The 15,932-nt window shown below is 71.2% G+C and carries 11 protein-coding genes; 5 read left to right on the top strand and 6 right to left on the bottom strand.

Features of this window, described 5'->3' with window-relative positions; translation table 11 throughout:
• Positions 1-83: 83 nt before the first annotated feature.
• The 6 genes from DS837_RS30045 to DS837_RS30070 all read right to left on the bottom strand — a co-directional run bounded on the left by DS837_RS30045 (position 84) and on the right by DS837_RS30070 (position 9,992).
• Complete coding sequence (locus DS837_RS30045) at positions 84-2,591, bottom strand: glycosyltransferase (protein WP_149168096.1); 2,508 nt, start codon at positions 2,589-2,591, stop codon at positions 84-86.
• A gap of 57 nt (positions 2,592-2,648) precedes the next feature.
• Positions 2,649-3,728 (bottom strand): glycosyltransferase family 61 protein, encoded by a 1,080-nt coding sequence (locus tag DS837_RS30050; RefSeq protein WP_149168097.1) that lies wholly within the window; start codon positions 3,726-3,728, stop codon positions 2,649-2,651.
• Positions 3,729-3,836: 108 nt separating this feature from the next.
• Entirely contained in the window at positions 3,837-5,315 is a 1,479-nt protein-coding gene (locus tag DS837_RS30055; RefSeq protein ID WP_149168098.1) for a mannose-1-phosphate guanylyltransferase/mannose-6-phosphate isomerase, read from the bottom strand.
• A gap of 159 nt (positions 5,316-5,474) precedes the next feature.
• Positions 5,475-6,518: a rhamnan synthesis F family protein gene (locus tag DS837_RS30060; RefSeq protein WP_149168099.1), complete on the bottom strand. Its 1,044-nt coding sequence runs from the start codon at positions 6,516-6,518 to the stop codon at positions 5,475-5,477.
• A gap of 74 nt (positions 6,519-6,592) precedes the next feature.
• Positions 6,593-8,353: a class I SAM-dependent methyltransferase gene (locus tag DS837_RS30065; RefSeq protein ID WP_149168100.1), complete on the bottom strand. Its 1,761-nt coding sequence runs from the start codon at positions 8,351-8,353 to the stop codon at positions 6,593-6,595.
• A 157-nt stretch (positions 8,354-8,510) separates the two neighbouring features.
• Complete coding sequence (locus DS837_RS30070) at positions 8,511-9,992, bottom strand: DUF2142 domain-containing protein (RefSeq protein WP_247890207.1); 1,482 nt, start codon at positions 9,990-9,992, stop codon at positions 8,511-8,513.
• 208 nt (positions 9,993-10,200) lie between these two features.
• Between DS837_RS30070 and DS837_RS30075 the strand changes: the two genes are divergently transcribed.
• The 5 genes from DS837_RS30075 to DS837_RS30095 form a co-directional block, all read left to right on the top strand.
• Entirely contained in the window at positions 10,201-11,697 is a 1,497-nt protein-coding gene (locus DS837_RS30075; RefSeq protein WP_170296049.1) for a glycosyltransferase, read from the top strand.
• Positions 11,698-11,783: 86 nt separating this feature from the next.
• Positions 11,784-12,689, top strand: a complete 906-nt coding sequence (gene cysD / locus DS837_RS30080; RefSeq protein WP_149168102.1) for a sulfate adenylyltransferase subunit CysD — start codon at positions 11,784-11,786, stop codon at positions 12,687-12,689.
• The gene (cysC, locus tag DS837_RS30085; RefSeq protein WP_149168103.1) at positions 12,689-14,602 is read left to right on the top strand and encodes an adenylyl-sulfate kinase; all 1,914 of its coding nucleotides are present in this window, start codon (positions 12,689-12,691) and stop codon (positions 14,600-14,602) included. The genes cysD and cysC overlap by 1 nt, the downstream gene beginning before the upstream one ends.
• Before the next feature lie 139 nt (positions 14,603-14,741).
• On the top strand, positions 14,742-15,701 hold the full coding sequence (locus DS837_RS30090; protein WP_149168104.1) for a UDP-glucuronic acid decarboxylase family protein: 960 nt from the start codon (positions 14,742-14,744) through the stop codon (positions 15,699-15,701).
• 81 nt (positions 15,702-15,782) lie between these two features.
• The coding region (locus tag DS837_RS30095) for a transposase (protein ID WP_149168105.1) at positions 15,783-15,932 on the top strand (150 nt) is incomplete at its 3' end.

Consider the following 15,932-nt stretch of genomic DNA (forward strand, 5'->3'; position numbering starts at 1 on the left):
TGCCAAAGGCACGGGAACCGGCATGCGGTTACCTGATCGCACTCGCAGCTGACCACAGGGAGTTCTGAAAACCGGGCCTTACCCTAAGCGCCGTCTGCCGCCGGAATGCCAAGGCTGGTCACGCGCAATAGAGCCGACAGCGCGGCTTCCGGTGTGTTCAGGGTTACGATGAACCCGTTTGGCCAGAAGCGCAGCCGTTCCGCCGGCGCCCCAATGTTGAAAGCGCCAACGGGCAACCCCAGCCCGATAACCTCGTCCAGGACGTAGCAGTAAGTCTCCGGCCAGATCGCGGGCAGGAAGACGGCGTGGCAGCCGCGCCCGGCAATGAGCGTGGGAAGCTGGTCGGGCTCGTACACCCCGTTGTTGTGGAAATGCGGCGAGTGGATGGGCTGGTCGACGTTGCCGAACAGCTCGAAGCAGACGGGCAGCCGATGCGCTTCGGCCAGACGCACCATCCCGGCGAGAATCTTCGAGCCCTTGGCCAAGTTGATGCCGCCGACCACGGCCACCCGCAGCACCGGGCCCGGGGCCGGCGGGGAAAGCTGCGGCACGGTCACGTGGTCGGCCAGATGCGGGATAACCCGCACGCGGTCGTCCCGCAGCGCGAAGACCTGCCGCACCACGGCCAGGGAGCTTCTGGAGAAGAAGACGTGGCGGTCGGCGAGGTCGAAGAAGGACTGCCAGATCCCGCGGTAGTCCGCTATGTCGAAGGACGCGTCCGCGCCGTTCCCGACCGGCCCCGAAGCCGCGGTGAAGGGATCGGTCCCCGGTTGGCGGAAATGCGGGTTGGCCGGCGCGCAGGCCCGGCAGCGGTCGAGCGGCGGCAGGGCGCAGAAGCGGTCGTCCACGTCGATCAGGTTGAAGGACGGGCAGACCGGATAATAGTCGTGGTGCAGCAGGCGCAGCGGCACGCCGCGCTCCGTCCGTTGCACCCGGACGAATCCCATGACGTCGGCCGGAAACGCGTAGCCGACCAGCGAGCTGACCACGATCTCCGACAGCGGCAGCGCGCGGACGAGGGCGTCGAGGTCGCCGAGGTCGTTCGCCGGGAAGCGGACCGTCGTGTCCCGGTGCCGCAGCTCGACGTCCAGGGCGCCGTCCGGCATGCCGAGCACCGGCTGGGCGACCGGCCGCACCAGCAGGACCGACCGCCCCTGCGCCTGCAGGCGGGCGATCTCCTTGGCGCGGAAGGTGGCGGTCCCGCCATGGCCCGCATGGTCGAACAGCAGGACCGTCCGTGGACGGCCCGGCCCGCCGTCCAGATCCCCCAGGATCCGGACGGCGGCGGCGGCGCGCATGGGACGCAGGGGGTCGGCGCGGATGAAGTCCTGCACCTCGGCGTCGAACTCTGGGTAGCGCTGCCGGATGACCTCCCCCGACACCTGGACCTGCCGCTGCTTCTCCTCGCTGGAGAAGCTGCCGCCGTGGCGGTGGTGGACGTAGAGGTTGGGGACGACGACGTTCGCGAAGCCGTGCCGCAAGGCCCGCCGGCACCAGTCCACCTCCTCGCCGTAGCCGCGGCCGAAAGTCTCCAGGTCGAAGAAGCCGATTCGGTTGAGCGCCTGGCGGTTCAGCGCCATGCAGAATCCGACGCCGGTCGGCACGTCCACCGGGGGAAGCTCCGCCATGGACGCGAAGACCGCGTCGATCTCCCCGACCGAGGCCCCCAGGAACGGATCGTTGTCCTCCGGCATGGCAGGGAATCCGCAGATCGTGCCGGCGTTGGTGAAGGGGGTGGTGCTGGCGATCCGGGGCATGCGCTCGATGGGACCGACCAGCCGCTCCAGCCAGCCGGCCGGCACCTCGACGTCTGTGTTCAGCAGGACGACGTGCCCGTCGGGGTTCAGCCGGGTCGCGACCTCCACCCCGTCGATGACGGCCTTCAGGTAGCCCTCGTTGCGCGGCTTGGCCACGACCGTCACATGGTCGCACGACACGCCGAGCGCCACCAGGAAGGCCGTGACGCTGCGGTCCGGGTTGCCGTCGTCGACGAAGATGATGCGGTGCCGCGGCTCGACCGTGTCGAGCAGCGCGTGGACGAGCGGGGTCAGGAAACGCTTGCCGCCGTAGACCGGCACGACGATGGAGACGGGCGCGGCAAGCGGAACCACCGGGCGCGGCGCCTCGGCGAAGAGGCCGAGCGCCTCCCGCGCCCGCGCCAACCGGGCCGGCAAGGCGGCGGCGTAGCCCAGGCCGCGCTCGGTCAGGAACCGGTACTCCACCGCCGCGGTTCCACGCTCGAACCCCACCTCCCAGCTGCGCAGCGACAGGCCCGTGCGCAGCATCAGCGGGACGATCTCCTGCTCGTCCCCGGCGGTCAGCCGCAGGGCGACGGCCGAGGCGCCGGGCGGCAACGCCGCGATCACCACGAAGCCCGAACGCTCCGCCGCCGGCGTGCCGGAGGCCAGGGCCACGTCCTGGCGGCCGATTTTCCGCTGGACGTGGATGGCCGGCGGGCGGTGGCCGTTGTCGATCACCACGTCGAATCCGCAGGGGCCGTGCCGGTGGTGGAAGGCCCACCCCTCGACCCGCAGCTCGACGCCGACCTCGATGCGGTCGATGAAAAAGGCAAACGCCCCGTCCCTGGTCATCGTTTCATGCTCCTGCGCCCCTCAACCCCCGCCCCCGGCATGCCGTGGCCCGGCGCGTCATTCGGCGAAGATCCGGTCGCGGTCCTCTGGGGACAGGACCAGATCCGTGTCCCAGGGCATGTTGCCCCGGATGGGACCGCTCTGCGGGCAGCGAACCTCGGTGTAGTCGAGTCCGCGCAGCATCGCGATGAACCAAAAAAAGGTATCGGGCATGCCAGCAGGTGTCAGGGTCACCACCTGCGCGCCGGGCGGGGCGAAGGCGATGTTGGTCATCGCCGCCCCCATGACGCCGACGATCCGCGTGGCCCCCTTGAACAGGGACACCTGCTGGGGCAGCGGCAGGGCGCCCGGATCGACCAGCGCGTAGCCGCGCGCCTGGGCGTGGGCGATCAGGTCGTCCTCGCCGACGACGCGGCGGAAGCCGGTCGCCCGCCGGGTGACGAACAGCCGCTCCGCCCCCGCCGCCGGAACGCTGGCGACCAGGGCCTCCACGCCGTCGAAGACGAGCGGCGACATGTAGCCGCCATGCTCGGTCAGGCCGTCCACCAGCAGCAGGTCGGCAAAGCGCCGGGGCGTGTCGTCGGCAACGATGGTCCGGGCCAGGTCGATCCCCAGCATGGACAGCGACTGGGCCATGCTGTCGTTCAGGTGGCCCGGCGCGTGGGCGACGAGGAAGCGCACCGCCAGCTCCGGCAGGTGGCGGTGGACGAGCTGCGCCTTGGGCAGCATCTCCATCATCCAATGGCCGTAGTTGCCGATGCCGCGCTTCTTGCACAGCAGGACCGGGACGCCCGCCTCGGGCTCGGCCTCCGGCCCGCCCCGCCCGATGGCATCCAGAACGGCTGCGTGGGCCTGGTCGATCTCCCCCGCGGAATGCTGGGTGATGGTCTCACGGTAGAGGTTGCCCTCGCGGTCGAACACCAGCCCTTCCTTGGCCACCCAAACGTCGGTCAGGCGCAGGACGCGGACCGGGCGCTCCGGGAAACGCCGCGTGTTCCACGCCCATTCCATGGACTGCAGAACGAGCTCGGGAATCAACTCCTTGTTGACCACGCGCGGGTAGGCGGCGTCGAATCCCGGCGAGGTCAGGGACAGGATGACGGAATCGTCAGGCGGGCTGATCGGTGTCGGACGCATGCTGGGGATCCGGAAGGGCCTTCCGTGGCGGAAGGCTCATCCTATGGCGCCCCGACGTTAAAAAATCGATGCAAAAGTTGAACAAAGCGGCGGCCGAGCCGGGACCGCCTACGGACGGCCGTAATGATCGTCGACGCGGACGATGTCGTCCTCCCCCAGATAGGCGCCGGACTGCACCTCGATCAGGTTCAGCGGCACCTTACCCGGGTTTTCCAGCCGGTGCAGCGTGCCCAGCGGGATGTAGACGGATTCGTTCTCGCGCAGCAGGATCTGCTCCTCCCCGCGGGTGACCAGGGCCGTGCCGTTCACCACGACCCAGTGCTCGGCGCGATGAAAGTGCTTCTGCAGAGACAGGCGGGCACCGGGCGAAACCGTCAGCCGCTTCACCTGGAAGCGGTCGCCGGCGTGCAGCGACTGGTAATAGCCCCAGGGCCGGTGGACGCGGCGGTGCTGGCGCGGCTCGTCGCGCCCTTGCGCCTTCAGATGCTCGACCAGAGGCTTGATGTCCTGCGCCCGGTCCTTCGCGGCGACCAGAACGGCGTCCTCGGTGGCGACCACCACCGCGTCCTCCATGCCGAGCAGGGCGACCAGCGCGCCGTCCTCGCTGCGCACGTAGCAGCCGCGGCTGTCCCAGGCAATCGCGTCGCCGTGGCAGACGTTCCCTTCCCCGTCCTTGGCGCCGATCTCCCACAGCGCCGACCAGGCGCCGACGTCGGTCCAGCCGATGGCGCAGGGCACCACCACGGCGGCGTCGGTGCGCTCCATCACGGCATTGTCGATGGAGATGGACGGAGCGGCGGCGAAGGCCTCCTCCTCCAGCCGGAAGAAGTCAAGGTCGGCGCGCCCCCCGGCGAGCGCCGCGCGGCAGGCGGCGAGCACGGCCGGCTCCCAGCGCTCCAGCTCCTCCAGGTAGCGGCGCACCGGCAGAAGGAACATACCGCTGTTCCAGAAGACGTTTCCTTCGGCCAAGTAGCGCTCGGCCTCCGCGCGCGGCGGCTTCTCCACGAAGGCGGCGACGCGGTAGGCGCCTTCCTGCCCATCCAGGGGCCCATCCAGAGGGAGACCCCGGCGGATGTAGCCGTAGCCGGTCTCCGGCGCGGTCGGCACGATCCCGAAGGTGGCGAGCCAGCCGGCGTCCGCGGCCCGGGCGGCGACGGACACCGCCTCCAGGAAGGCGGTCGGGTCCTGGATGACGTGGTCGGCCGGCAGCAGCAGCAGGCGCCCGTCGGGGTCCTGCTCCGCGACGATCAGCGCCGCGATGGCGGCAGCAGCGGCGGTGTTCCGGCCGACCGGCTCCAGCACGATCCGTCCGCCGCCCGACACGGCGCCCTGGCCAGTTTGCTGGCCGATCTGGCGCATCTGCTCGGCGATGACGAAGCGGTGCTCCTGGTTGCAGACGACCAGCGGCGGCGCGAAGCGGGCCGGGTCGGCGACCCGCAGCGCCGTCTCCTGCAGCATGGAGCGTTCCGAACACAGCGGCAGGAACTGCTTGGGATACTGCTCCCGCGACATCGGCCAGAGCCTGACCCCGGAACCACCGGACAGGATGACGGGAAAGATGCGGGCGTTCTGCGGAGTGTTGGTCATGGCCGCCGATGGTGTGCGTCGGAAAGGGTTGCCGGGCGGCAACCCTTCGTGACTAAGGGAGCCGTCGGAACCCTGTCAACTTGGCCAAAATGGGTTCCCCATCGGTGCCCGCCCCGGACGGCGCTCCCGGTTCGGGCTCCTGGCTCAGCCGCTTCAGGCTCAGACGCTGCGGTTCTTCAGCGACATTTCCAGATGCCGCAGGATGAGGTCGGTGTCGTAGTCGGTGGAGGTCCGGACCACCCGCTCCCAGTAGTTCAGCAGCGGGATCCGCGCCGGGTTCTTCTGCAGGAGGTCGCGCTTGATGAACGGGAATTCCATCCGTGCGATCAGGTAGTCCCAGAAGAAGTGCGTCCCGTTCAGCGGCACGCCCGCGTTGATCGTGTGGAAGACCTGCTGGATGAAGCGCTTGCGCACGGGATCCTGCAAGGCGTCGCCCGTGACGTTGCCCTCCACCACCGCCTCGATCAGGGCGGCGGCGGCCTGCCGATAGGGGAAGGCCGCGCGGCAGTGCAGGCCGGACCGGCGCAGGGCGCGGGTCAGCCCGATCTCGTACTTGCGCACGATCCACATCTTGGACTGGACGTAGCGCAGTTGCTGCCAGAAGGCGGCGAAGGCCGGCGCCGTCAGGGCCGCCTTGTGGAACAGCAGGAAATAGCTCTGCAAATGGAAGGACCGCTCCCAGCTGTCAGACGCGCCCCAGACATCCGCCTCCTCCGGGCTCATCCGGTCCAGCAGGCCGGCCAGATGGTACAAGGGGCCGTAGACGCTGTCGTTGGCGAGCAGCAGCGCGTCCAGGGCGCCCAGCTCGGGCACGGCCGCGATGCCCTCCTTGTAGGCGCCGAAGTCGTAGCCGACGTTGTCGCGCCGGATGATCAGGGCGCACAGCTCCTGCAGCGCCTCGACCTGGACCAGCCGCGGCGCGTTGCTCACGAAGACGATGGCGAAGCCGATGTCGTGGAGCTGGCGTAGGTAATGCCGCACGAAGTCGTGGACCACGCCCTGGCGGTCGTAATGGACGAACACCGCCACCCGGCGCGCGCCGGCCAGCGGCCGCTGGCCGTCCCAGCGCTCGCGCACATAGCTTTCCTTGCGGAAGACGCCGGCCGCGTAGGAGAGCCAGCCCCCCAGCAGCTTAACTTCGGCAACCAGCCAGAAGAAGGCGATGCGCAGGCGCACAAACAGACGGACCAGGGTGCTTGTCATCGGGACGGGGCCATCCTTGGCGCAATCAGACGAGGGGCGCGGTCAAACGGAAACGAGGCTTAGCGGAGACGGGGTCACACGGGAAGCCGCTGAGAGCGGGCCAGCGTCTCCGCCCGGGCACGCAGGTCGGCCGGCACCGTCGGCAAGCCCGGCGCAGAAGAGAGGAGTTCGCGCAGCGCCTCGGCCGCCTGGAGCTTCTGCCCGGCGGCCGCCAGGGCCTCGGCTTGGTGGTAGAGCGCCGGCCACAGCAGCGGGCCGCTCCGCTCCCGGCTCGCCTCAACGGCCTTGCCGAACCAGCCGGCGGCCGTCTTCAGCGCCTTGCGGTGGTTGACGGACAGGATGCCGAGCGCGAAGGCCGCCGAGGCCGTCTCCACCGGTCCCCACTGGGCGAGGTCGTCCTCGACGCCCTGAGCGAGCCGGTCGGCCGCGGCGTAATGCCCCAGATTGACCAGGTCGATGAAGCTCTGCCGGCGAAGGCCGGTCAGAATGGCGCCCGGGATGCGCTCGCCCAGGACAGGGCTAGGCTCGCGCGCCAGCCGCTCGATGCCGTCGGCCGCCGCCAACGGGACGCTCCAGGCCAGGATTCCGACGGCGTAGCCGCGGGCGCGCCAGGCGAGGTCGTCGGTCTCGCCGTCGTCGGCACCAGCCGCCTGCAGCGCGGCGCGTGCCCGCTCGCCGGCGTCCCCAGCCGCCTGGAAGTAGAGGCGGGCCCGCTCGCGGTCGTCGTCGTGCAGCCACGCGGCGATGCCCAGGCAGTAGAGGATGCCGCACAGGCTGAACGGGGCGCGGGCGTGGAAGCCCGCGATGTCAGCCGGCCAGTCGGCCATGGACGGCAGGGACTCCGGCTTGTCCAGCTCCAGGCCCCAGCGCGCGCGGCAGGCTTCAATCACCGGGACGGCCGCCTCGCGCGCCTCGGCGAAGCGCCCGGCGTGGGTCAACTCCTTGAGGCGGCGGTAGCGCAGGCCGAGGCCGAGCGGGGTGTCGGCGGCGATGGTCCGCGACCGTTCGGCGAGGTAGTCCAGGTAGCGCGCCCGGTCGAGCCGGCGCGACAGGTCCGCAGTCCCCTCCGTCATCGACACAGCCGCGCGCAGCGTCGGCCCGTGCTCGACCACCGAGACGGCGGTGAAGCCGGCGCGGCGCAGCAGCGCCTCGAAGCCTTCGCGGCTGTAAAGCGTGACGTGGTAGCCGGGGCTGAGCAGCGGCACCAGGACGCCGGCCGCCGTCCCGGGCTTGATTTCGCCGGCGTTGGGCGTGGTCAGCAGAAGCGTGGCGCCCGGCGCCAGCACGCCGCGCAGGATGGACAGGAAGCCCAGCGGCTCGAAGATGTGCTCGACCACTTCGGAGCAGAGGACGAGGTCGAACGGCTCGGGCCCGGCGTCGGCCGGGGTGCGCAGGTAGATGGACGAGATGTCCAGCCCCAGCAGCTCGCGCCCGGCGCGGGCGGCGAAGCCGGGGTCGATGCCCTGGACCGACCAGCCGAAGACCGTGCGCGCGACGTCGAGCGAGAAACCGAAGCCGCAGCCGATCTCCAGGTAGCGGCGGACCTTGGACGGGTCGATGGCGGCCAGCGGCTCGGCCATCACGTCGATGCCCGCACCCTGCTCCAGGTAGAAGGCGAGCGCGGCGTCGGTCGCCTGCGCGCTCTCATACTCCGGCTGCTGGAGCGTCGGGAAGAAGGCCGTGCCGCAGCGGCCGCACAGGGCGAGCGGCAGCTGCGGCTTGGGCGGGACGGCCGACTGGACGGTCAGGCGGACGGACTTCGGGCTGGCGTCGGCACAGGCCGGGCAAACCGCGTCGATGGGCGCGGCGCTGCTGGTGTTCCAGTCGATGTGCATCTGCTCACAACCTGCAAGGGGCCCGGATCGACCGGGAAAGGGAGTAAAGCCGCAATAGCAGAATACGCAACGGACAGGCAACCACGCTGACGCCGCGCTTCGCCGCAAGCCGCCCGTTTCCCGCCGTTCTCCCGATGGCCCACGGCCGTCGGTCGCCTCAGCCCCCGCAACAGACGCCGACAGGCCAAAGACTCCGCCAGACGTCCAGAACCTCCATGAGCACGACCCCGCCCAGGGCCAGGGCGGCGGCGAAGAGGGCGAGGCGCAAGCCCCGGCGCAGACCGGCCGGACTCCAGGCGCCGGCCGCGGCGGCCAGCCCCAGCAGGACCAGCGCGTGCATGGGCAGGAAGTAGCGCCCCTGGACACCGTCCACGGTGGCGCCGCCGACCGGCGTGTAGCCGACCCAGAAGGCCACGAGGAGGAGCAGTGCGTAGCCCGGCGCCGGAATCAGGGAGCCGGCCGCAAAGCTGAGGTCGCGCCGCCGCGCGCCGTCGCACAGGGCCAGGGCCAGCAGAACCCAGAAGGCTGGCAGCACCCAGCGGTCGGACGCGTAGCCGTGCCAGGGCGGGGGGTGACCGCCGTAACGCCCGTAGCCGTCGCGCCACCACATCACCGCCCAGTCGCGCACCGTGGCGGCCAACACCCGCAGGGCCTCCAGCGGGTCGGCCCGCAGCTGGGCGATCTGCGCCGCCGGGTCGGCGCCGGTGCCCCAATAGAGCCCGGGGACGAAGGGATAGGCCGCGTTCCACAGGACAGCGATGCCGACCGCGACGGTGAGGCACAGGCCGCCCAGCGCGACGCGCGAACGCACGCTGCCGCCGGCGACCGCCGCGGGCAGGTAGAGCACCGCCCCGGCGAAGGGCGCCATGGTGAGCTTGAGCAGGCCGAGCGCCGCCGACAGGGCGACCAGCCCCGCCCCTTCCCCGCGGCTGAGCGGCGTGCCGCGGTCGCGCAGGCGCCAGACCAGGGCTAGCATCAGGACGGGCAGCGTCAGGTTCAGGGGATCGGCGCTCAGCGAGCAGGCGCTTTGCAGCGCCACCGGCGACAGCGCCAGGGCCAGGATCGCCACCCGCCCGGCCGGGAGCGCCCGCAGGATCGCCGCGACCATCAGGCCGTAGACGGCCAGGTTGCCGAAACGCCCCGCCTGCATCTGGCCGAGCGGTCCCAGCCCGGCGGCGCGCGCAACGGCAACAGCCACCGCCTGCGGCAGGTAGGCGAGCGGCGCGAAGCTGGCCGAGCTGGAAAAGGCCACCACCTCAGGGGTCCGCGGCTGGGCGGCGAGGTGATCGGACAGGGCATAGGCCTCCACGGGGTCGACCGGCCCGTGCTTCTGGATCCGGTCGATGTGGTAGAGCATCTGGAGATAGCCGGCCCGGTCGATCGGCCCGCCCCAGGAATTGGGCCCCAGCGTCTCCGCCAGGAGATGGCCGTCGGCAATCTGCAGGACGCGCTGCCAGTGGAAGGCCTCGTCCTGCGCGGCGAAGGGCGGCGTCCGTGTCAGGAGCAGCCCGCCGAACAGCAGGACATAGGCGATGGCCAGCACGGCGACCAGGAGCGGCTCCGCCCGGAAGGCCGCCCCGGCGGGCGCCATGGAGACTCGCTCGACAAAGCCGCGGCCGATGAGCTTACGGCTGGACATCCGCCGATCCCTGTTCCGTTCATGCCCGGGAGAGGCCCGCGCTCCACGACACCCATTGGCGGGGCGGGCCAGGGCGGACTGAAGCACAAGGCGGGCGCTCTTGGGAATGGCGAAGCGTCCTCGCCACGCCGCCGGAGTGCTGTTAAAGTGTGCGCCCCGCCCCTATCGACGCCACACACCAGCCCCGCCGAAGGCCAAAGGCCGAGGAATGCCCGCCACCCTCTTGCATCTCGATCCCGGCCTCCCTCCCCGCGTTTCGCCCCCCCATGATCTGATCTGGGGCTTTTCCGGATGGGCCCGCCGTCCGGGTGCCCGGCTGCGCGCGGCCGCGGTGACGGTCGGCGGGGAGCGCTTCCCGGCCACGGGGCTGAACACCGCCCGCCTCGACGCCGAAGCCGCGCAGCGCTGCCACGGGCTGGTGCCGGATCTCGCCTGCGGCTTCTGGGGGCTGGCCACGCTCCCGGCGACACGCGCGGGAGAGGCGCTGCGGCCCACCCTGGTTTTGGACTGGACGGACGGGACGCGCGAGGAGTGGCCGGCGGGAACGGTCGCCGTGGAGGAGCCGGCGCCCCTGCCGCCGGAAGACACGCCAACAGGCGATACACCACCGGGCAACAGGCCGCTCGTCGCCATCGCCATGGCCACCTACAACCCCGACCCGGCGCTGTTCCGGGCGCAGGTGGACTCCATCCGCGCCCAGACGCACGAACGCTGGGTGTGCCTGATCGAGGACGACGGCTCCGACGACGCCCACTGGCGGGACATCCTGGAGGCGACCTCCGGCGACGGCCGCTTCCGCCCGGTGCGCAACGGCGTCAACCTCGGCTTCTACCGCAACTTCGAGCGCGCGCTGGGCCGCGTCCCGGCCGACGCGGAGTTCGTCGCCCTGGCCGACCAGGACGACCGCTGGGCGCCCGGCCGGCTCGCCGCCCTGATCGCCGCCCTGAAGGGTGATGGTGGGCAAGGGGGCGCCGTCCTGGCCTTCGGCAACATGCGGGTGGTGGACGGCGCGGGCCGGGTCGTGTCGGAGACCTTCTGGCCCGGCCTGGACAGCCGCCACGACAGCCTCGACGCGCTGCTGATGGCGAACGCCGTAACCGGCTGCGCCTGCCTGTTCCGGGCTTCGCTGCTGCGGCTGGCCCTGCCCTTCCCGGCGCTGGGCCGGGTCGCCTACCACGACCACTGGATCGCCTGCTGCGCCGCGGCGGAGGGCAGGATCGCCTACCTGCCGCAGTCGCTGGGCGACTATGTCCAGCACGGGTCCAATAGCTTGGGCTACCGGCGGCGGCCCGGCCTGCGGCTGGCGGCCAAGCTGGCGGCCTCGCTCGCCCTCGCCCCGGCTCTGGCGCTCGCCGCCCAGTCGGCGGCGGCCCGCCGGCGGCTGGCCGGGCCGCTGCACCTGCTGGTCGGCCTGCCCGACGCCGAGCTGGTCTGCCGCGCCGCCTTCGCCGAGACGCTGCGCCGGCGCGTCCCGTCCTGCGGCGTGGCAGCGGACACGGCAGCAGACACAGCGGCGGCTGCGGCGACGGCCACTTTCCTGCCCGGACCGCACCCGGGCCGCCGCCTGCTGGCCGCCCTGGTCCGGCGCGGACCGCGCGGCCGGGCCTTCCGCGGAGTCGCCGCCCGCCTCTTCACCGGCCTCGCCATCGGGCGGCTGACGGGCCTTCTGGCCCGCCTGCATCCGCCGCCGGGCGGCTTGGCCTGAGAATCCTGGCATAGCGGCCAGGGTTGCGGTAAGCCCAGACGCATCCCGGCTCGCCGCCGGGTTGCCCCATGGAGTTCGGGAACGCAATGCCGAACCTGCCAGACGACCTCCGGCTGCTCGAAGCGGAATCGATCGCCATCCTGCGCGAGGTCGCGGCGGCTTTCGCCCGGCCGGTCCTGCTCTATTCCATCGGCAAGGACAGCGGCGTGCTGCTGCATCTGGCGCGCAAGGCCTTCCACCCCGGGCCGGTGCCCTTCCCGCTGCTGCATGTGGACACCGGGTGGAAGTTCCGCGACATGATCGCTTTCCGCGACGAGACGGCGCGCCGGCTGGGGCTGAACCTGATCGTCCACATGAACGAGGACGGGGTGGCGCGGGGGATCGACCTGATCCGCTCCGGCTCCGCCGTCCACACCCGCGTCATGAAGACGGAGGCGTTGCGCCAGGCGTTCGACCGCCACGGCTTCGACGCGGCCATCGGCGGCGCGCGCCGCGATGAGGAGAAGAGCCGCGCCAAGGAGCGCGTCTTCTCCGTCCGCACCGCCGCCCACGCCTGGGACCCGCGCGACCAGCGGCCGGAGCTGTGGCGCCTCTGGAACACGCGCCTCCGGCCAGGGGAGTCGGTGCGCGTCTTCCCGCTGTCCAACTGGACGGAGATGGACGTGTGGCGCTACGTCGCGGCGGAGGGGCTGCCGGTGGTGCCGCTCTACTTCGCGGCGGAGCGCCCGGTGGTCCACCGCGCGGGCGCGCTGATCATGGTGGACGACGACCGCCTGCCGCTGAATCCCGGCGAGGTGCCCGAGATGCGCCGGGTTCGCTTCCGCACGCTCGGCTGCTACCCGCTGAGCGGGGCCATCGAGTCAGACGCTGCGACGGTGGAGGACATCATCGCGGAGATGCGCACGTCGCGGACCTCCGAACGGCAGGGGCGCCTGATCGATAGCGACGAGCCGGCCTCCATGGAGCGCAAGAAGCGGGAGGGCTATTTCTGATGACGGCCGGTTCTAGTTCCGCCGCCGCGCCCATTCCCGAACGGGGGCTGCTGCGCTTCCTCACCTGCGGGTCGGTGGACGACGGCAAGTCGACGCTGATCGGCCGGCTGCTGCACGACGCCGGGCTGGTGCCCGACGATCAGTTGGCGCAGGCCCGGCGCGACAGCCTCGGCCGCGTCGAGGAGGAGGGCGGGATCGACTTCTCGCTGCTGGTGGACGGGCTGGAGGCCGAGCGCGAGCAGGGCATCACCATCGACGTCGCCCACCGCTTCTTCGCCACCGACCGGCGCAGCTTCATCGTCGCCGACGCGCCGGGGCACGAGCAGTACACCCGCAACATGGCCACCGCCGCCTCCAACGCGGCGCTCGCGGTGCTGCTGGTCGACGCCCGGAAGGGCCTGCTGACCCAGACGCGGCGGCATGCCGTCGTCTGTTCCCTGATGGGCATCCGCCACGTCGTGCTGGCGGTCAACAAGATGGACCTGGTCGGCTTCGACGAGGCAGTCTTCACCGCCATCGCGCAGGACTTCGCGGCCTTCGCGGCCCCGCTCGGCTTCACCGCGGTGGCGGGGATTCCCCTGTCGGCGCGGCGCGGCGACAACGTCGTCCACCGCTCCGCCCTCATGCCCCAGCCCACCATGCCCTGGTACCGCGGCCCCGCCCTGCTGGAGCATCTGGAGACGGCGGCGGTGGAAGAAGACGACGGGTCCGCCGGGCCGCTGCGCTTCCTGGTGGAGTGGGTGAACCGTCCGGATGCGGACTTCCGCGGCCTGTCCGGGACGGTGCTGTCGGGGCGTCTGGCGCCCGGCGACGCGGTGGCGGTGTGGCCGTCGGGCCACCGCGCGCGGGTCGCCCGCATCCTGACCTTCGACGGGGATACACCCTTGGCCCGGGCCGGCGACGCGGTGACCGTGACGCTGGAGGAGGCGGTGGACGCCGCGCGCGGCGACCTGCTGAGCAACCCGGAAAACGCGCCTGAGGTGGCCGACCAGTTCGCAGCACACCTGCTGTGGATGGCGGAGGAGCCGCTGATCCCCGGCCGCTCCTACCTGCTGCGGGCCGGGGCCCGCTGGGTGCCGGCGACCGTCACCGCGCTCCGCCACGCGGTGAACGTGGAGTCGCTGGAGCACACCGCCGCCGCGACGCTGGCGATGACCGCGGTCGGGCTGTGCAACCTGTCCACGGCGGCGCCGCTGGCCTTCGACGCCTATGCGGCGAACCGCCGCACCGGCTCCTTCATCCTGGTGGACCGCTTCTCCAACCGAACGGCCGGCGCCGGGATGATCCTGCATCCGCTGCGCCGCGCCGCCAACCTGCACCGCCAGGAACTGGCCGTCTCCGCGGCGGAGCGCGCCGCGGCCAAGCGGCAGCGGCCGGCGGTCCTGTGGTTCACCGGCCTGTCCGGCGCCGGCAAGTCCACCGTCGCCAACCGGGTGGAGCGGCGGCTGCACGCGCTCGGCCACCATACGATGATGCTGGACGGCGACAACGTGCGGCTGGGGCTGAACCGCGACCTGGGCTTCACCGACGCCGACCGGGTCGAGAACATCCGGCGCGTGGGCGAGGTGGCGAAGCTGATGACGGAGGCCGGGCTGATCGTGCTCTGCGCCTTCATCGCCCCCTTCCGGGCCGAGCGGGAGGCCCTGCGCGCCCTTTTCCCGGAAGGTCAGTTCCTGGAGCTGTTCGTCGACACGCCGCTGGAGGAGTGCGTGCGGCGCGACCCCAAGGGGCTCTACGCCAAGGCACGGTCCGGCGCCTTGCGCAACTTCACCGGCGTCGATTCCCCCTACGAGCGGCCGGACGCGCCGGATCTGCGGCTCGACACCACGGCGGAGGACGCCGACGCGCTCGCCCTGCGGGTGGTGGAGGATCTGCGCGCGCGGGGCATCCTTGAGGACATCCCCGGCGCCTGACCCCACCACAAAATACCGCGGCCCAAGAATCTGGACATCCGGCCACCGGCGCGCGCATTCCTCCCCCTCAAGGCCGCGGTCGCTGCTCCCGGCAATGACCCGGCCGAACGACCCGAACCGTTGCCGAGAAGGATCCGCCATGGCCGGAATTCGCAGCTACAATCGACGCGTCCTGGTGACCGGCGGCGCCGGCTTCCTCGGTTCGCACCTATGCGAACGCCTGCTGGCGCGCGGCGACGAGGTGGTGTGCGCCGACAACTACTTCACCGGGTCGCGCAGCAACATCACGCACCTGCTGGGCAACCCACGCTTCGAGGCGATCCGGCACGACGTCACCTTCCCGCTCTATGTGGAGGTGGACGAGATCTACAACCTCGCCTGCCCGGCGTCCCCGATCCATTACCAGCACGACCCGGTGCAGACGACCAAGACCAGCGTGCACGGCGCCATCAACATGCTGGGGCTGGCCAAGCGGGTGAACGCCCGCATCCTCCAGGCCTCGACCAGCGAGGTCTACGGCGACCCCGTCGTCCACCCGCAACCGGAGGAATACTGGGGCAACGTCAACCCGATCGGCCCGCGGTCCTGCTACGACGAAGGCAAACGCTGCGCGGAGACGCTGTTCTTCGACTACCACCGCCAGCACCGGCTGGCGATCAAGGTGATCCGCATCTTCAACACCTACGGGCCGCGCATGCACCCCAACGACGGCCGCGTCGTCTCCAACTTCATCATGCAGGCGCTGCGGGGCGAGCCGATCACGGTCTACGGCGACGGCGCGCAGACCCGCTCCTTCTGCTACGTCGACGACCTGATCGACGGCATGGTGCGGCTGATGGACAGCGATCCCGCGATCACCGGCCCCATCAACATCGGCAACCCCGACGAATTCACCATGCTGAATCTCGCCGAGCAGGTGATCGCGCTGACCGGCTCGCGCTCGATGATCGAGCACCGCCCGCTGCCCCAGGACGACCCCCGGCAGCGCCGCCCGGACATCACCAAGGCCAAGGCCCTGCTGAACTGGGAGCCCACGGTGCCGCTGCGCGAGGGGCTGGCGCGCACGATCGACGATTTCCGCCGCCGCTTCTTCACCTGAAACCGGCCGGAAGCGGAACTGGCACCAGACCATAGTGTTAAGAGCGCCTAACAAAACGGGGATTGGGCTGTTGGGAGGGGCATGGCTGCACCTCTCGTCTCCGATGCCCTGTGGGCGCTGATTGAGCCTTTGCTTCCGCCGGAGCCACCCAAGCCGAAGGGCGGGCGGCCCCGGCTGGATAACCGCGCGGCGCTGACCGGCATCCTGTTCGTGTTGCGCTCCGGCATTCCC

It is taken from the genome of Azospirillum brasilense, from assembly GCF_008365405.1.
GTDB lineage: Bacteria > Pseudomonadota > Alphaproteobacteria > Azospirillales > Azospirillaceae > Azospirillum > Azospirillum brasilense_D.